This is a genomic window from Acidobacteriota bacterium (genome assembly GCA_038040445.1).
In the GTDB taxonomy this organism is placed as follows: domain Bacteria; phylum Acidobacteriota; class Blastocatellia; order UBA7656; family UBA7656; genus Onstottus_A; species Onstottus_A frigus.
In genome coordinates this window covers 33,317-50,722 of the sequence record JBBPIG010000002.1, presented here as the reverse complement: position 1 = coordinate 50,722, position 17,406 = coordinate 33,317, and the positions used below count along the sequence as shown (strand labels likewise).

The following is a 17,406-nucleotide window of genomic DNA, read 5'->3' as shown; positions in this document are numbered from 1 at the left end:
TTTTCCGGTTGCGAAGCGCTCCGCACTTAACAGTCTAATGTACGTGCTAGGGATTGAGCGTGAAACCGGTCCGGTGTTCCCACTCACTGGTGTCCATCATTTCGATCGCATCCCAGGGACAGCCTTCAAGGAACATACCATCGGGACCTTTGGCCGTGCACAGCTTGCAGCCTATGCAGAGGTTCGGATCAACTTCGATGACGCCGTTAGGATAGTAGTTCGGATCGGGGACCCAGAACATGCACGCGTCGACGGGGCAGTACTCCACGCAAGCGGGAGAGCCTGCGCAGCCGGTGCAGTTGTCCAGGATGACGGCAAGAATCTTTGGCTTTTTCTTCCTGAGGTCGGGCCGGCCGTGCGACATCGGCTCCATCTTCACAAACGGTTCGATCATCTCCGCAGCTTCAGCCATCGCGTCTCCTAAGAATGATTATGTCCAGGTACTGCCCGCTCGATTTCGTTAAGAGTGAATCTACCACAAAACTGGTGACGCACAAAAGCGCAGCGCATCGGCCGCGAGCGTATTCGTCTGGCACATGCCCGCCCTCGTCAGAGTCTATTTGGACTGCGCCGCCACCCAAACAGGATTCAGCTCAGGCAGCGTCTACGGCGGCGCTTTGGCTTCTGCGAGCGTTCCGAATACACATCGCTTTGTTTGAGAATTGCTCTGCTCAAGGGTGCAGGCACAAGCTGGGGTCTCAGATGCGATGGTATTGGACTGAGCCGCCAAGCCAAAGCGCCGCCGGTCGGGCGCCGATGAAAGATGCGGACCGAGGGCGGCGCACTCCCAAATTCACTTGATCTGCCCGTTCGCGCGGGCCTTGTTCATAAGGTTCGTCACTTCTTGTTTTCTACTCGTCAACTCGTCAGGGCTCAGCCCGCCGGCGTCGATGTACTTCTGCAGGTTCTCCGCAGCTTTCGCGAAGTCTTGTGAGCTCTTGTAAGCGCCATACAATGTCAGATGAACATCCGGCAAGTCTTTCATCTCCGGAAACGCAGCCGCCACTTTGAGCGCTTGTTTGCCGTCTTCGATTGCCGCGGGCAACTCGCCCTTCAAGAAGTGATTCATCGAGCTGGTCTCGAGCACCAGCGCCAGCCTTCGCTTCTCCGGGAGCTTCTGCGCGAGGCCGAGCGCCTCGTTCAAACCCAGGCGCGCTGCATCCAGGTAGCCGGCCTTTTCCTGCGCAGAGAGTTTTCTCGAGTTGAACTGCACGAACCGGGTCCGCGTCTTCGCCACCATGTGATGAGCTTCCGCCATCACGTTATTGTTCGCATAGTTCGCGTGCCCGAAGATCACGTGGGAGATCGACAGCCGCTTGAGTCCGGTCGAAAACTTCACCTTCTTCTCGCTTACTTTCTTGAAAAGCTCGAGCGCCTTCTCGGCCATCTTAATCGCTTCCTTTTGTTTTTCCTGCGAAGGTTGATAGGTGAGCGCGTCGGCCAATGCCAGATAAGCCGCCGGATAGCTCGGATCGTCATTGATCGCGAGTCTCAACTCCCACTCGGCCTGTCGAGGCTTGCCAAGATAATGCAGTAAGTCTGCAAGCACCACTCGCGCGAATGCGAAATCGGGATGCGCGTTTGTTACGTCTCGCAGGTCTCGCTCGACTTGATCGAGGTTGGCGACCGCATTGAAGCGGGCTTCCGCAAGCAAAGTCTTCGTCTCGTAATCGCTGGGGCGGAGCTGAAGCGCGCGCTGAAAACTCTTCACTGCTTCCTTTTCCAGACCGAGCGATTGCTCGGCGCGTCCGCGATACACCAGCGCCTCGGCGTAGCTGCCGCCGTCCGCCTTGGACTTCGAATCGAATTTGTCGTTCGCCTGATTGAGCTTTTCGACTGCTTTCTTGTAGTCCTGCTTGTTGAAGAGGTCGACACCCGCGCGCAAGAGATCTTCGGCATCCTTCGGGGCCTTCACATCGGGAGGCAGATAAACGTTCACCTGTTCTCCGGGGTCGGTCAACGTGTCGTCGGCCAGACCGCTTTCGCTGAAGGCAAAGTTGATTGTGAACGGATAGCTCTTGCCGGCTTCAACTCGCGTCGGCCATTCGCGTTTCGTGCCTGCCTTCGAAAACAGCAGCCGGTGTTCGCCGGCCGGAACTCTGAAGGATCTAACCACGCCCTTCTGAAGAGTTGCTTCAGGTTTGTCATCGATGGCCACATCGACGCCGTCGATGTCCGGGACGCGGATCTTTAACAACCCGAAGCCGCCTTTCGCTCCTTTCGACGCAAGGTTGGCGTAGGTGACAACAGACAGCGCCAGGTAGTTCGCCTCGACCGCGGTGGTACTGGCATACGGGTGTTGTTTGTTGTCGGTCATCGGGGGCACTCGCTCGTCCAGGTACTGGACGATCTCGTCGAAGGTGACTTTGCCATCTTCGTTCGCGTCGCCGGCGCCGCTCAACCCTTCTACCAGGCAGTAGGTGAACACGCCGTGGTTGAAGTCATCTTTTTCATAAGAGCGTTCGGTCTGTCTGGCTGCCGAAATGAATCCGACTCCCTGGGGAATCTTGTTCATCAAGTCCAGGTATCGCTGATTCGCGACCGTTGAATCGTCCACGCCTCGTCCAATCAACTGCACGCCACCGCTGTAACATGTGTCCGACAACACGAGGCCTTTCCTGGCTTCCAGCCCGTCGACCGTTTGGCGGAAGGCTTCCATCCTCAGGGCGGTCTTCTCGGGTTCGCGAAGGTCGCTGTCGTAGAGCAAGAAGTACGGAATATCGCGGGAGGTGTTTGTCTTCGGGTCAATGGTAGGTATGACGCCCCCGTGAGCTGCTATGTAGATGACGAAGAAGTCATTCGGTTTCGCTTGTTTTAGTTTCGCGAGCGCAGCCACAACATTGGCCTTGGTTGCGGCCTCATCCAGAAGCGAGATTATGTGATCCTCCCGAAAGCCGCCGCCTTCGGGGCTCATCAGAAACTCGCGCATGGAGTCGGCGTCTTCAGCCGCGTGCTTGAGGTTCGAGATGTGATTGCCATCGAGGTCTTGATCGCCGTACTGGTATCGCGAGACTCCAATCAACACTGCCCACAATCCAACCGGCGGGCCGCTGGTTGAAGACATCTCGATGTTGGTGGCTCCTACTTTGATCTTTAGCCCACGCTCTCTCGTTTGCGCCTCGGTCGTTCGAAACGCGGCCGGCAAGAGCAATGTTAACAAGAGCGAAGCGACTGCTGCGCAGCGCGAAATTGGAAATCTTGACATGCTACTTCTCCGTTGTTGCGCGAAAGCTGAAGGATCAGTCTGCAAGAAACGATGCAGAGCAGCCTGTCGGGGCTACATCGCCCTTCAATTCACACTCAGAACCATCACGGCTTGATCGTCGGAGGAGGAACCGGGGTGATCTTCTGACCTCCTCCTGAATTTGCAACAGCAATGCCGATGCCGATCCCCGCTCCCGCCGCGGCGGCCGACATAAGCGTCGTGTTACGCGCGGTCCAGAACGTAGGGTTCTGAACGTTTGTCTGAATGCTGACGGATGCGTTGGTCCCCTCCACCTTTGCCACAATCGAGGCTGCGCATCTAGCGGCCCCGGCGACCAACGGCACCGCGGCGATTCCGCGCTTGTCAGTCTTCTGCACCAGAGTTAGTCCAGCAAGCGCTCCCAAGCCAAGCGACCCGAGACAGGGGTTGCCGAGCGAGAAGAGCACCGGAAGGTCAGGAAGCGGTTTGTCGTTCTTATCGGTCACCTGGACTTGAACCTGTCGAGTGCTGCGCGCCCGAACGCTCAACTGCGAGCCGGATGATACCGGCCGTCCCAGTTCATCGACGACACGAATGTTCACGTCTTGCGGCACCGGCTGATCCTGGACTCGAACCAGGCCAACAATTCTAGTAAGCGACGCGCGCTCTTCTTGCACCCGCACGCTGAAACTCGCGCCGCGCGATGCGATGAAAGCCGACGTGGCAGCCTCCACGTAGGCTCCAGCGCCGGCGTTCAGCTTCACGTCAATGCTTCCCTGTGCGAGCGAGGCCACGAGCACCCGGTAGCCGGCGTCATCGGACGAGGCGCGGGCTGTTGCGATTCTAACCATTGCGCCTCGCGCGAGCGTGACCTCACCGATCGAGTCGAGCGCCACTCGCGCCGTACGATCGGCGAGCACCTTGATCAGCTCGCCGCCCCAGATCAACTCTCCGCCTTGTGCGATCCGGCCGTCAATCGCAACGGCGCCGCGGCTCAGGGAATTCACTTTGATCGCGCCTATCGGGCCAAAACCCGCGGTCGCGTAAAGCCGGATCGGTCTCTCTTGATCTGCGCTGTTGTCACCCGCGAACACCGGACCGGGCGCCAGACCGGCCGTCAAAGCTGCTATCAAGAGGAGTCCGGTCGCGGCATATCTTAGGTTCATTCAGTTCCTCCAACGTGGGCGTCCGATGCTGCGGGCGCCGGTCCCGGTGTTATGGAAGCGATGGGTTGAGCTTTAGTGCTGGCGGATACAATGTAACGCCTCGCGCCCGCTTGAGCAATTGGATACTCGAGGCAACTACTGCCGACGCAGAAGCAGATGAAGAGCCAACGGTGCTCGTCTCTCCATCGAACACTGTCAGCCGCACGCCAGTGACTTGAGGGTTATCGATTGCACCGGTGAACCTCTGCTCGACGCTGAAGCTCTGACCTCTGACCAGATTGGCCGAGCTTAGTGCTGCGGCGAGGTCGATCTCGAACGGCCCGGCGACTACCTGACCGCTGCTGTCAAGGAACTCATACTTTGCGCGGCTCACGTCGAGATTCGAGTCGAACAGAGAGTAGCCGACGATGATATCGTTGCCGTTTCGAGTAAAGGTTACGACAGGTGGTCTGCGCGGATTAACCGGGTCGATCAGAACAACGCCCGTCGCGACGCGAGCTAAGAGGGGGATCTCGACATTCGCTGCGCCGTTCTGCCTAAAAACTATCTTCGAAGTTACGGTCTCGGGTAAGACGTTAGCTGCCGCGAGCCCGCTCGTCTTGCCCGCGACTGCCGGTATCAACGCTCCGAACTTGACACAAATAGTTTGCCCCTGACCCGGCTGGAGTGTCAGCACCGATCCGATGTCAAACGGCGTCAGAGTCAAGTCTCCAGTTATGACGCTCAAACTGAAATACCTCGAGTCGTTCGGGTCAGTGATTCGCCCGTTGTTCACATCGCTGCCAGTGCGCACGATCGAGTCAAGCGTAACCGACAACGTAGTGAACCCGACGTTTGCAAGTGTGAAGAATGAGCACGGGCTGTTTTTCGGCTTAGGCGGCTTCCGCGACGGAGCCGCCGCCGCCGTGAAGTCGATCGACGTCTTACCGCCGGGGATGGTGGCCTTCAACTCCGGGCCGCCTACGCCGACAACGAAAGAGCAGCTTGCACTGTTGCGCACCGCGTCGATCGCCGTGCAAGTGACCGTCGTCGTTCCCGCTGGAAAGCTCGAGCCGGACGCCGGTATGCATACCACGGTCACGCCTGGACGGTTGTCGGTTGCGGCAGGAGGTGGATAGACAACCACCGTTGAAGTCTGTCCCGCCGGCAGAGTAGCGCTCACGTTTGCCGGGCACGTGATCACCGGAGCGTCCGCGTCGAGCAGGGTAACCAAGAAGGAGCAGCGGTTGAGATTCTCGGACTCATCAATAGCCGTGCAGGTGACGAGCGTGCTTCCAGCAGGAAAAGTCGCTCCCGGTGGCGGGACACACTGGACGCTGGCAGCCGTGCAATTGTCGGACGCGGTGGCCGCTGGATAATTAACCACAGCCGATGACTGGCCTGCTGGCAAAAGGGCTGTAAAGCCGGTCAGGCAAGTGATTCTGGGCGGAGTCTCGTCTACAACCGTGACAGAGAACGAACAACTCGAACCGCCCGCAAGGGAACAATTGACCGTCGTTGTGCCCACCGCGAAGACCGATCCTGGTGACGGTGCGCAAGTGAGTGCGCCGCAGTCGCCAGCGAACGCCGGCAAAGGGTAAGACACAGGCGTGCTGCACGATGTGGCGGTCGGTGAAGTGGAAGCGAACAGATCAAGAGGGCAGGTAAGCGTACAAGTTCCCGATATGACCGCGGTGTTGGCGGTGGCCGAGTTGTTGCCCGGGTTCGAATCGCTCGACATCCCACTGGCCGTCGCAGTGTTGGTGATTGTCGCGCCCGGCGCTGCATTGACATTTACCACGAGAGTGATTGTGACCGACCCGCCAGAGGCAAGTGCGCCGAGCGAACAGGCGACTGTGCCAGTGCTTCCCACTGGAGGTGTAGTACAAGTCCCTGGGCTTGTTAGCGAAACGAACGTAGTGCCAGCAGGTACAATGTCGGTAAAGGTGGCCCCTGGGTCGGGGTCGGGTCCGTTATTCGTGACCGCAATTGTGTAAGTAATGTTCGAGCCGGTCACAACGGGGTCGGGTGAATCGGATTTGGTGATTTGGAGATCGGACCCCGTCCCCAGCGCAGTGACGGTCACGCACTGCGAGAACTCTGAGGTATTTCCACTTGGATCGGTCGCCGTTGCGGTGACAGCTTCCCCGAGGCTCGTCGCACTCGCCAGTATCACGTTAATGTTGGCGTTGCCGCTGCCGTTGGTTGTCACCAGCGTCGAGCCGAGAAAAGTCTCGCCCTCGCCGTTGCCGGACGGGTCGCAGGCCGGGTTGGCGAAGAACTCAATGGTGAAGTCTGTGCTCGCCGCCGAGTTGAGCGTCCCCTGAATTGTCGTGTTGGTGCCCGAGCTCATGGCGGAGGTGATCTCGGGAAAATTCTGCAGGTTATTCGGCCCGCTGTCGCCGTCGCCCAGGTCGTTCGGCGTCACGCCGTCAGGGCTGAGGTCGATTCCCAACTCCCCGTTGGAGAATATGGAATTCGAGAGAATCACAATCGCGTTAGCCACGCCGGAGGCAACAATCACCCCGTCGAGGACGTTAAAGGCGATGCGGTTCCCCGCGCCTGCCGCCGTACCGCCGACCGCGGTGCCCGAGGCTAGAATGTTGACGCCCCACTCGCCGTTGCCGAGGGCGGCGGTGCCGGCGGCGTTGGTGCCGATGAAGTTACCCTGGATCAGGCTCCCCGCCCCGTTCGGCTGGATGTCTATCCCCCGAGCGCCGTTGCCGGAAATGACGTTGCGCGCCTGGGCCGTCGTCCCGCCGACGAGGTTGTTCGAGGCGCTATTTTGTATGAGAACGCCACTGCCCGAATTCCCGATGGGGGCGGTGCCGGCGGCGTTGGTGCCGATGAAGTTGCCCTGCACCATGTTGCCGTTCGTGGTGGAACTGTCGAAGGAAACGCCGTCGCCGCCGTTCGTGCCGGAGATCACGTTGCCGGCGCCCGGCGCGGTCCCGCCGATGATGTTGTTAGACGAGTTAAAAAAGAAGACCGCGCTATTGTTGTTCGGCACGGCGCTGGTACCGGTGACGTCGGTCCCCATGAAGTTCCCCTGGATCAGGGTCCCCGATGAGTTGACGCCTTGGTGGTTGATGGCGTCGTTGCCATTGCCGGAGATGAGGTTGCGAGCCGCCGCGGTGGTCCCGCCGACCACAGTGTTGGGAGCGCCACTGATGAAGACGCCGTCGCCTCCGTTCGGCAGGGCGTCGATGCCGGCGTTGTTGGTGCCGATGAAATTGCCTTCAATCAGGGTGCCGGTGGCGCCGGCCCCCTGAATCACGATCCCACCACTCCCGTCAAAGCGGTTAACGACCAGCCCGCGAATGGTGCAGCCCGCGGCGGTGATCGTCAGGCCGTCGAGATTCAAATTGCCCCCGTTCAATTCGATGAGGGGAGTGCCGGCAAAGCCCGGTTGCGTGGTGCCGTCTATGGTCACGGCTTCGGTGATGTCTGGCAGAGCTGATAGCACGTTGATCGTCTGCTGTCCCGTGCCGATGCTAAAGGTGATTGTGTCTGCGCCCACGGTTGCGTTTGAATCCACGATTGCTTGTCGCAGTGTTCCCGTGTCCCCGTTGGGAGCTGGATCCACTCCGCCATTGTCACCGCTGCTACTCACATTGAAGGTATTCGCTAGGGATGTAATTGCCACGGACGGCGCAGCCCCTCCCTTTCGAAGGATGACCAGATCGCTGAGCGCATCGGAATTCAATCGCATTGGAAGAACGGCTATCGGCGCGCCCTCGACGTCGAAGGAAACAGACTGAAGACCCAAAGCTTTCTGTTGCCGGGTCGCGGCGCTGGCCGCGATCACGTGCAGCTTTTCGCTTCCGGAATCAACTATCACTAGACTATCCGATGGAACGCTGGACACTCGCGCCGTAACCATTGCAGTGGCCAGTGGCCAATACCCGGTGCTCAAGATTTCGTCTTTCCACCTCTCGATCCGGTTGGGTTCCTTCTTCTCTTTTGCGTTGACCGGCGTCCGCCTCAGCAGGTGGACGTTGCCCTTGTCTGTAAGCAGTGACAGGCCCGTCGTCTGATCGCCTTTGAAGTTGCCTATTGCGAGTGACCGCACCGCGAAGGCAAGGGAGCGCCGGCTGATACGCGCTCGAGGAACTTTCCTCTGTGCTATCTCACCCATCGATAGCTTTCGATCGCGCCCGTACACAACGATGAGATCGCTGCCTGCCGCCACCACGAGATCCGCAGTGTAATCGTCATCCAATCTACCTAGCGCCATTGCCGTCGCCACCGCCGGCAGAGCAAATGTCTCAGGTTTGGCTCTCAAAGCTCCTTCCGGGCCTTCGAAGACCAGAGCCTGCGGCCCACCCGCCGCAGCTATTCCAACAATCAAATCGGTCAAGCCGTCAGCGCGATTGATTTCTCCCGTGGCCAACGCAGTCACTGTACCTGAAAGCTCGAGCTGTCTGGCCGCGCTCAGATTGCCGTGCCCGTCTCCGAGGAAGAAGTGCAGAGCACGGCCACCGCGAGCTGCCGTCACAACGTCCCAGTGACCATCGGCGTCGAAGTCTCCACAACCGATGAAGTCACCGGGCCGCGGTGTTTCGAGGGCCCGCGCGGGCGATAGGAAGGGCGCATTCGTAAAAGTGCCGGCGGCCCTGCGTTGCTGAGCTTCGAGCGTATTGGGATAGATCGAATCGACATTGCCGCGGTGCAGTGTAAGTACTCCGCCGTTTGGCGCAGCGTATCCGGTGACGAGGTCCGGCACGCCATCCTCGTCAAAATCGGACGAGGCAATCGCGAGAGGTTGAGCAAGGTTCTGTTGCAGCAGCCGTTGAGCTTCCGGATCGCCGGCGTAAGCCGTTAGCAGTTCGCGACCATCGGCGAGATTGATTCGAGGCGCGCCCAGGCCCACTGCGTGTACGGTTGCTCGATCACCAAGGCGGGCGAGCTCAGGCGCTACGGCTTTCGATATCGAGTTGCTTGCCGAAGTCTTCAAGAACACGCTGAATGGAAGCAGCATCAGAGCCAATCCCGATGCCATCCAAGCGAAAGCGAACTGCCTTTTCATGCTTCTTTCCTTCTCGGTGAGATCAGTATCACCGCAGCTACGAAATCGTGTCTAGGAACTGGCCGTGAGTGCGATGGGCCTCAATCCGTCGGGAGCAGCGTAGCTCGTTTCGGGAGGAGCGCTTCGCGGCAGCGACGGCGTCAGGTGTTACAAAGATCCAATCACCACGCTAAGTGTGTTAGTCCGTTTGTGAACCAACCTAGCAATCACGCGCGCTAGGAGCAGATGGCGTTGCTATTGATTTGCGACGAGCGCCTCGCTGTGTGGACCTCGAAAGAATATTCGCGTACCTATGAAAAGTAAAGGCGCGGGTAGGACGCTACCCGGATCTTCAATTCAGAACGGGGATTGCCGCCGCGCCCTGAGGCGCGCATGATGATGACTCCGCAGTCTTTAGCATAAAGCGGAAGATCAAACCGGAGAAAGAGCATGCCACAAACACACCACACTGAGCGCCACTTCACCGCGAGCGCAACCGTGCGAGACGTCGTTATAGGAATGGCCGACGGGCTGACCGTACCGTTCGCGTTGGCGGCAGGTCTTTCAGGGGCGGTCGATTCCACTGCTATCATCGTGACCGCCGGGCTCGCCGAAATTGCCGCCGGCTCGATCGCGATGGGTCTCGGTGGATACCTGGCGGCGAAGAGCGATGCCGAGCACTACGCCAGCGAACAACGCCGCGAGCAAAAGGAAGTCGCCGAAATACCCGAGGAGGAGATGGAAGAAGTAGCCCAGGTCTTTCGGGGTTACGGGCTTACAAGAGAACAAGTCGCTCCGGTGGTACACGCGTTGAGTGAACGGCCGAAGGCTTGGGTCGATTTCATGATGCGATTTGAGCTGGGTCTGGAGGAGCCTAAGCCCGAGCGCGCGCGTATCAGCGCATTGACGATCGGCGGCGCGTACATGGCTGGAGGGATGATCCCGCTTACGCCCTACATTTTGATTTCAAGCATCCACCGCGCGCTGCTTTTCTCGGTGGCGGTCACGCTGGTGGCGTTGTTTGTTTTCGGCTTTATCAAGGGCCGATTCACTACAGCGAGGCCTTTTAGAAGCGCATTGGAAACCGCGCTTGTTGGAAGTCTTGCGGCAGGCGCGGCCTTCCTAATCGCGAAGGTGATCTCATAGAACGCCGATCACTCAAAAGCGGCACTGATAGACTCCGTCGACCTAGAGCTAGTGACTTATGGTATCGGCGGTGCGGTCGGAGCTAACCAAGGCGCTTATCAACAGCTTCCGCAGGCGCAACTCATACAATGCTTCTTTCATCTGTGTCGGAATAGCATCTCGTGACGCGCTGCCTACGCTGTGAGGTCGCTCCTGTGTCATCTCTTCAGAGAGAGCACGTATGAGCATACTCACGCGGTCTAGTTCTCGCTTCCCATTCACGCTGTTCAGCATAAATCGTTCGCCTTTCCTTGTTCTCAACTGCTCGTTAGAAGTGGCGCGCAAAAATCGAAGGAGGATGATGTCGCCCTGTTACTTCATCCTTCCAACATCGACTCTCACAGCGCTCTTTGAGTTTTGCGGTAACCGATTGGGCTACCTTCACCGGCTAAGGTTTCGGAGCAGCAAAGAGTTGCAATGGCTGTGCCACGCGCAATACGTCAGCTTGATCGAGCTAATTGTTGTACAAGCATAACGTCTCAAGACATCACCTGCCCAGGTAGCACGACTTGTCACGAGGCGATGACAGATCGTGTAAGTCCGTCAGAGTTAATGTCCCGAGAGGTTGCTATGCGACCTGTGCGACAGCTATAACGATTGATTGAAGATCACCAATCTGAATGGGCACTACCGAATAACGTAGAAATCTTTTGCGCGCTACCGGCATACATATACGAGCACACTCCTGGAACGAAGCGCCGTTTTGGGTAGTCGTCTCAATGCCAATTTATGTAGGACTAGCACCGAAATGAAAGGAGACTAGACCGTGACCCACAAAGTAAAGTCAGGAGAAACCCTCTTGCGAATTGCCCAGGCCAATGGGATTACGCTGGCTCAATTGCTCGACGCCAACCCTCAATTCAAGACACACCCAAATGCCATAAACGTGGGCGATGAGGTGACAATACCAGGTAACACCGAGCCTGAACCGGTAGAGACTAGCCCTGGTCCTACCATTGGAACGAGATCTCGACCGGCTGCGGCGGGCAGGACATTGGGAAAACTATCTGAGAGATTTGAAACGAGTGGAAGGGGACCCGGCACTGTATCAGGCGGAGAAGGAGATCCTGGCGGGCCGTCATATGGCTCCTATCAGATGACGAGCAAGCCTGGAGGAGGGACGGCAAAACGGTTTGTCCGTCAGCCAGGCTTCGCGTTTGTGGAGAACTTCAGGGACCTCGACCCGGGCACCCCCGCCTTCACAGCAGCTTGGAAGAACCTTGCTGCCACCCACGCAGAAGCATTTCAAGAAAGCCAACACGCTTTCATCAAGAAAACTCACTTCGATCCGCTGGTTAACAAAATCAAAACCGAGAATGGATTGGATGTCGAGAGCAGGTCCGGCACACTGCAGGATGCCGTGTGGTCGACTTCCGTTCAGCATGGTAGCGGCAGTTCTATTGTCGGTGCGGCGATCGGCGCCGTCCGTGTCACCCGCGAGGATGCGGGATTCGATGGCGCGCTCATAAGCGCGATTTACGCTGAGCGAGGAAGGAAAGGCTCGAACGGCATTTTAGTCCATTTTCCGAGGGCCTCACCCGCGGTGCAGCGGGGCGTGGCAAACCGATTCAAGGAGGAGGAGAAGCTTGCTCTGAAGATGCTGCGCGAGGAATTGGGCGGTTGATAATTGTGCGGCCGGTTGAAATCCAGAAGGGCGTTGATGTCGGGTGCTCAATGCTCAGGACACAATGCCTTATCAGCTCAATCATCACGCGAAGATCAGCTTTATTCCGGCAATCGTAAGCACGATAGCCAGGAGCTTCTTGATGAAACCGGGAGAGAACTGCCGGCTCCCGAGATAAGAGCCGGCCGCCCCGCCCGCTACGGCGGCAACAGCCATGGGTAACGCAAAGAATGGAAGCTGTTTGGTGCTGCTGATGTTGCCGAGCAGACCGGAAATCGAATTGACAAGAATGAACAGCGCCGAAACGGCGGAAGCAGTTTTGGTTCTGGCCCAGCGCATGAAAATCACCAGGGGGGTAAGAAAGATGCCGCCGCCCGTTCCCGTCAACCCCGAAAGAAGTCCAAGCCCAGCCCCCACCGAAATAGCTATCGGTCTTGAAGGCTCCGTCGGCTCGTGATCGCGCCCTGTCTCAATCAAAAAGCGCGCGGCCGAATAAAGGAGAACCAGGCCAACAAGAATCTTGAAAGCTTGAGTCGGCAGGTTGATGTAGCCGCCGAGAAAAGCGAAAGGAGCCGACAACACTGCGAACGGCCAGAATAGACGCCACGAAAAATGGCCTGCCTTCCAGAATTGCCACGCAGTCAGACTGGCTACAAGAATGTTCAGCACGAGAGCTGCCGGTTTGATAACCGGCGGCGCGAGCCCGAACAGAGTCATTACGGCGATGTAGCCGGATGCTCCGGCGTGGCCGACCGACGAATAGAGAAAAGCTACGACTAGAATCGCGACGCAGATCAACAGCACATGATCAACCGGCATTCGGGTGGCTCCTTTGAGGTTCTAGCCCTGCACAAAATGTCAACGACTTTAGCTAGCGAGTCGCCTTCTCGCGAGCGTTTGTCATGTGATGCGTTGGCTTATTGAGAAGGGCGCATACTACCATCGTTGATACGCCCTATCAACGCTGCGGCCGCTAATTCTTGACCGCCCGGCTAGCGGTAGTGTTCTAATCTTGTGTTGGTCGACTAGGACACTTATCAAGCGACCGCGTATACTGCGGTGGCGTCTTTGCGTTGCCACCGCTTTCTGTCGTTTCGTGGGCGATAACCAAAAGCGGCGGCAACGCACAAAGGCCGCCGCGGTCCAAATATTCCGTCGCCCGTAATCGAGTCGTGCGCCCGGCCACCTGCAAATATCAACACAAGATTAGGACACTACTCGGCTAGCACCGATCGCGCGGGGCGCTGTATCATGCGCGTGCTTCTCACATTTCAAATCAGGAGGGCTACATGCTTTTCGGAGCAGGAATATTCGCAACCGATTATGCGATTCGTCCGGACGAACTGGCTCGCGAGCTCGAACAACGCGGGTTCGAATCGCTTTGGCTGCCGGAGCATACGCACATTCCGGCAAACCGCCGCACACCTTATCCCGCGGGCGGAGATCTCCCCAAAGAGTATTGGCACACCCACGACCCGTTTGTCGCGTTGACTGCCGCGGCGATTGCTACAACAAAGCTACGCGTCGCGACGGGCATCTGTCTGATCATCGAGCGCGACCCGATCACAACGGCGAAAGAGGTAGCCAGTCTCGACGTTCTCTCCGGCGGCCGATTTGTCTTCGGCATCGGCGGCGGATGGAACGCCGAAGAGATGGAGAACCATGGCACTAATTACAAGCAGCGATGGCGAGTGCTCCGCGAGCGAGTGCTTGCAATGAAAGAGATCTGGACCAGGGATGAAGCCGAGTTTCACGGCGAGTTTGTCAACTTCGACAAGGTCTGGTCGTATCCAAAACCGCTGCAGAAGCCGCATCCGCCGATACTGATGGGCGGCGACGGTCCTACTACTTTTGACAGGGTGATCGAGTTCTGTGATGGATGGATGCCGATTGGGTTTCGCGTGGGGAATGTTTCGGACAAGATCGCGGCTCTTCGTCAGCGAGCTGAAGCGGCCGGACGCGATCCGAAGTCGATTTCGATAACGATCTTCGGAGCTAATCCCGAGCCCGCTGCCCTCGAACAGTTGGAAAGCGCAGGAGTCGAGCGAGCGATCTTTATGCTTCCGCCCGCCGAGCGCGACACTGTGTTGCCCTTGCTCGATAAGTACGCTTCGTTGATTGGGTGAAGAATGTTCTTTCGGCTACCGCTTAGAGGATGGCTGCATTCAGGCAAGCGGACAAGGACTCCGAGGATTCCGAGCCGGGGTTGAACAGCAAGTGGCCCCATTGAAGCGAATGCCCCCGCCGCTTGCGGCGGGGGCATTCGCTTCAATGGGGCCACGCGTCTTCACGCGTGGAAACTTGCTGCAACCTTCAAGATGAAACCCTATGAAGAACGCTTCAATGGGGCCACGCGTCTTCACGCGTGGAAACTCGGCTCGCAATTGAAGAGGGCAAGAGACGCGCCGAGCTTCAATGGGGCCACGCGTCTTCACGCGTGGAAACCTCGCGCATGGAGTCTTCTACTCGTCGGCGACCTACGCGCTTCAATGGGGCCACGCGTCTTCACGCGTGGAAACCGCGGCGGCGGCCTTCGAACCAAGACCGACTCGACAGGCTTCAATGGGGCCACGCGTCTTCACGCGTGGAAACCTTCTTCTCTTCTCCTCTTCTCTCTAAATCATGAGAAGCTTCAATGGGGCCACGCGTCTTCACGCGTGGAAACGGTACGGGCGCGCAGGGTAGCTTCGCGGGAAGCCTTGCTTCAATGGGGCCACGCGTCTTCACGCGTGGAAACCTTCAGACGGCACCGCAGCGTTCCAAATCTTCCAAGCGCTTCAATGGGGCCACGCGTCTTCACGCGTGGAAACCAGCGCCGCGATTGCGAAGTCACCGCTGCCGTCGCTTTGCTTCAATGGGGCCACGCGTCTTCACGCGTGGAAACCCGGACAGGTGCCGGTCAGGACGAACCCACCAGCTACGCTTCAATGGGGCCACGCGTCTTCACGCGTGGAAACGACTTGACCGAGGCCAACCAATGACCTACCGCGCACGCTTCAATGGGGCCACGCGTCTTCACGCGTGGAAACGCACAAAGGCGAATTCGCTGACATTGCATCCCCACGCTTCAATGGGGCCACGCGTCTTCACGCGTGGAAACGAAGGGAGAACCGGCCCGAGTCCGCGAGGGTAACGCCGCTTCAATGGGGCCACGCGTCTTCACGCGTGGAAACCGGCGATCGCGCTGATGCACGAACAAGAGAAAGCGTTGCTTCAATGGGGCCACGCGTCTTCACGCGTGGAAACAGCGGCGCAAGATAGTAAGGCTCTGTGAGACTCTCGGCTTCAATGGGGCCACGCGTCTTCACGCGTGGAAACTCTTCGATGCAGTTGGCTAAAGAGATTGGCATCACACAGCTTCAATGGGGCCACGCGTCTTCACGCGTGGAAACACCGCGGACACGTTCTCTCGCTTGCAGGAGGACATGCTTCAATGGGGCCACGCGTCTTCACGCGTGGAAACTAGAAAACCGACTGGTAAGAGGCGCGGGAGACCGAGGCTTCAATGGGGCCACGCGTCTTCACGCGTGGAAACCATTCTTAGTCTGATCAAGCCGACCGAGTGCTGCCGGCTTCAATGGGGCCACGCGTCTTCACGCGTGGAAACGCTTCGGGGCATATTCGGATCGACGCAACGTCACGATGCTTCAATGGGGCCACGCGTCTTCACGCGTGGAAACGACACGGAGATCGGTCTGGTCGGGCAGTACGCGCAGGCTTCAATGGGGCCACGCGTCTTCACGCGTGGAAACTTCGGGGAGTTGGATTGGGCCAGTGGAGTGTTAGAGGCTTCAATGGGGCCACGCGTCTTCACGCGTGGAAACACCGTATTAGACTTTCACACGGACCTTCACGACACCATGCTTCAATGGGGCCACGCGTCTTCACGCGTGGAAACCACAGGCCCGCGATCACGTCTTCCCTCGCTATCGGTTGCTTCAATGGGGCCACGCGTCTTCACGCGTGGAAACTGTGTCATTCGCTAAGTTATAAGCAACATTATAAGCGGGCTTCAATGGGGCCACGCGTCTTCACGCGTGGAAACCTTTCGCCGGGGTCTTGCAAAACAGCGTGTCCTGTCTGAGCTTCAATGGGGCCACGCGTCTTCACGCGTGGAAACTCGCAAGGTTCATCTTGTGGCGACGCAACGAGATCGAGAAAAGCTTCAATGGGGCCACGCGTCTTCACGCGTGGAAACCGCTTGATCCGTAGCGCGATGTGCGGCTCGCAGTGAACGCTTCAATGGGGCCACGCGTCTTCACGCGTGGAAACAGGGTGTTTCGCTACAAACTGACGGGAGAAAAAGTGGCTTCAATGGGGCCACGCGTCTTCACGCGTGGAAACACACGGCAAATCCGACACCAGTCGCCGGCAGTGACCGCTTCAATGGGGCCACGCGTCTTCACGCGTGGAAACCCCGCTCACCTTCTCTGCGAACTTCGCCGCCTCCTGGCTTCAATGGGGCCACGCGTCTTCACGCGTGGAAACCAGCCAGTCACTCGTTATCGTCAACACAACCGTGTCTGCTTCAATGGGGCCACGCGTCTTCACGCGTGGAAACAGTGGCGTGCGTGCGGAGGAAGCTACGCCAGCTTCGCGTGCTTCAATGGGGCCACGCGTCTTCACGCGTGGAAACATGCGCTTCTCCGCTGCGCCGTGACCGAAATGGTCGCGCTTCAATGGGGCCACGCGTCTTCACGCGTGGAAACAATCCAAAATCAGTCGCCTTTAGATAGTGAGAAGAAGCTTCAATGGGGCCACGCGTCTTCACGCGTGGAAACAAAGTGTGCTGGACACCTACAAAGGATTGGCAACGTGGCTTCAATGGGGCCACGCGTCTTCACGCGTGGAAACAACATGAACAGTAGCCAAAAAGTTTGAGTATGTTTTAGGCTTCAATGGGGCCACGCGTCTTCACGCGTGGAAACAACTGTAAAATCTCTTATTGAGACATCTGCTGAATTTCGCTTCAATGGGGCCACGCGTCTTCACGCGTGGAAACCTCATTTGTCCTGTAATACGGGCGCAAGCGTAAGACCGCTTCAATGGGGCCACGCGTCTTCACGCGTGGAAACCAATGACGAACTGGCCCTGCTTGTAACTGGCCGGAAAGCTTCAATGGGGCCACGCGTCTTCACGCGTGGAAACGCTGCGTATCAGCGGGGAGCAGATCGAGGAACTTCGCGCTTCAATGGGGCCACGCGTCTTCACGCGTGGAAACTCTCTACTACAGACATCCTACGTTTCTACGAGCTTGAGC

At 58.1% G+C, this 17,406-nt stretch carries 8 protein-coding genes and 1 CRISPR repeat array (1 of these 9 running past the window's edge); of the genes, 3 read left to right on the top strand and 5 right to left on the bottom strand.

What is annotated here, in order from left to right:
- Window positions 1–46: 46 nt before the first annotated feature.
- The 4 genes from AABO57_02355 to AABO57_02340 form a co-directional block, all read right to left on the bottom strand.
- Entirely contained in the window at window positions 47–412 is a 366-nt protein-coding gene (locus tag AABO57_02355) for a 4Fe-4S ferredoxin (GenBank protein MEK6284560.1), read from the bottom strand.
- Window positions 413–793: 381 nt separating this feature from the next.
- Complete coding sequence (locus AABO57_02350; protein MEK6284559.1) at window positions 794–3,205, bottom strand: caspase family protein; 2,412 nt, start codon at window positions 3,203–3,205, stop codon at window positions 794–796.
- A 104-nt stretch (window positions 3,206–3,309) separates the two neighbouring features.
- Window positions 3,310–4,350, bottom strand: coding sequence for a hypothetical protein (locus tag AABO57_02345; GenBank protein MEK6284558.1), 1,041 nt, complete (start codon window positions 4,348–4,350; stop codon window positions 3,310–3,312).
- Between the two features lie 49 nt (window positions 4,351–4,399).
- A complete protein-coding gene (locus AABO57_02340; protein ID MEK6284557.1) occupies window positions 4,400–9,358 on the bottom strand; it encodes an HYR domain-containing protein in 4,959 nt (1,652 codons plus the stop codon).
- A gap of 429 nt (window positions 9,359–9,787) precedes the next feature.
- Here AABO57_02340 and AABO57_02335 point away from each other — a divergent pair, with 429 nt between their 5' ends.
- Complete coding sequence (locus AABO57_02335) at window positions 9,788–10,483, top strand: VIT1/CCC1 transporter family protein (protein MEK6284556.1); 696 nt, start codon at window positions 9,788–9,790, stop codon at window positions 10,481–10,483.
- Between the two features lie 805 nt (window positions 10,484–11,288).
- On the top strand, window positions 11,289–12,146 hold the full coding sequence (locus AABO57_02330; protein MEK6284555.1) for a LysM peptidoglycan-binding domain-containing protein: 858 nt from the start codon (window positions 11,289–11,291) through the stop codon (window positions 12,144–12,146).
- Window positions 12,147–12,230: 84 nt separating this feature from the next.
- On the opposite strand, the gene AABO57_02325 is transcribed toward AABO57_02330, so the two are convergent.
- Complete coding sequence (locus tag AABO57_02325) at window positions 12,231–12,965, bottom strand: sulfite exporter TauE/SafE family protein (GenBank protein MEK6284554.1); 735 nt, start codon at window positions 12,963–12,965, stop codon at window positions 12,231–12,233.
- 470 nt (window positions 12,966–13,435) lie between these two features.
- Between AABO57_02325 and AABO57_02320 the strand changes: the two genes are divergently transcribed.
- Window positions 13,436–14,272, top strand: a complete 837-nt coding sequence (locus AABO57_02320; GenBank protein ID MEK6284553.1) for an LLM class F420-dependent oxidoreductase — start codon at window positions 13,436–13,438, stop codon at window positions 14,270–14,272.
- Between the two features lie 139 nt (window positions 14,273–14,411).
- Window positions 14,412–17,406: a CRISPR direct-repeat array (repeat unit 36 nt; unit sequence GCTTCAATGGGGCCACGCGTCTTCACGCGTGGAAAC); it runs 183 nt beyond the window's last position.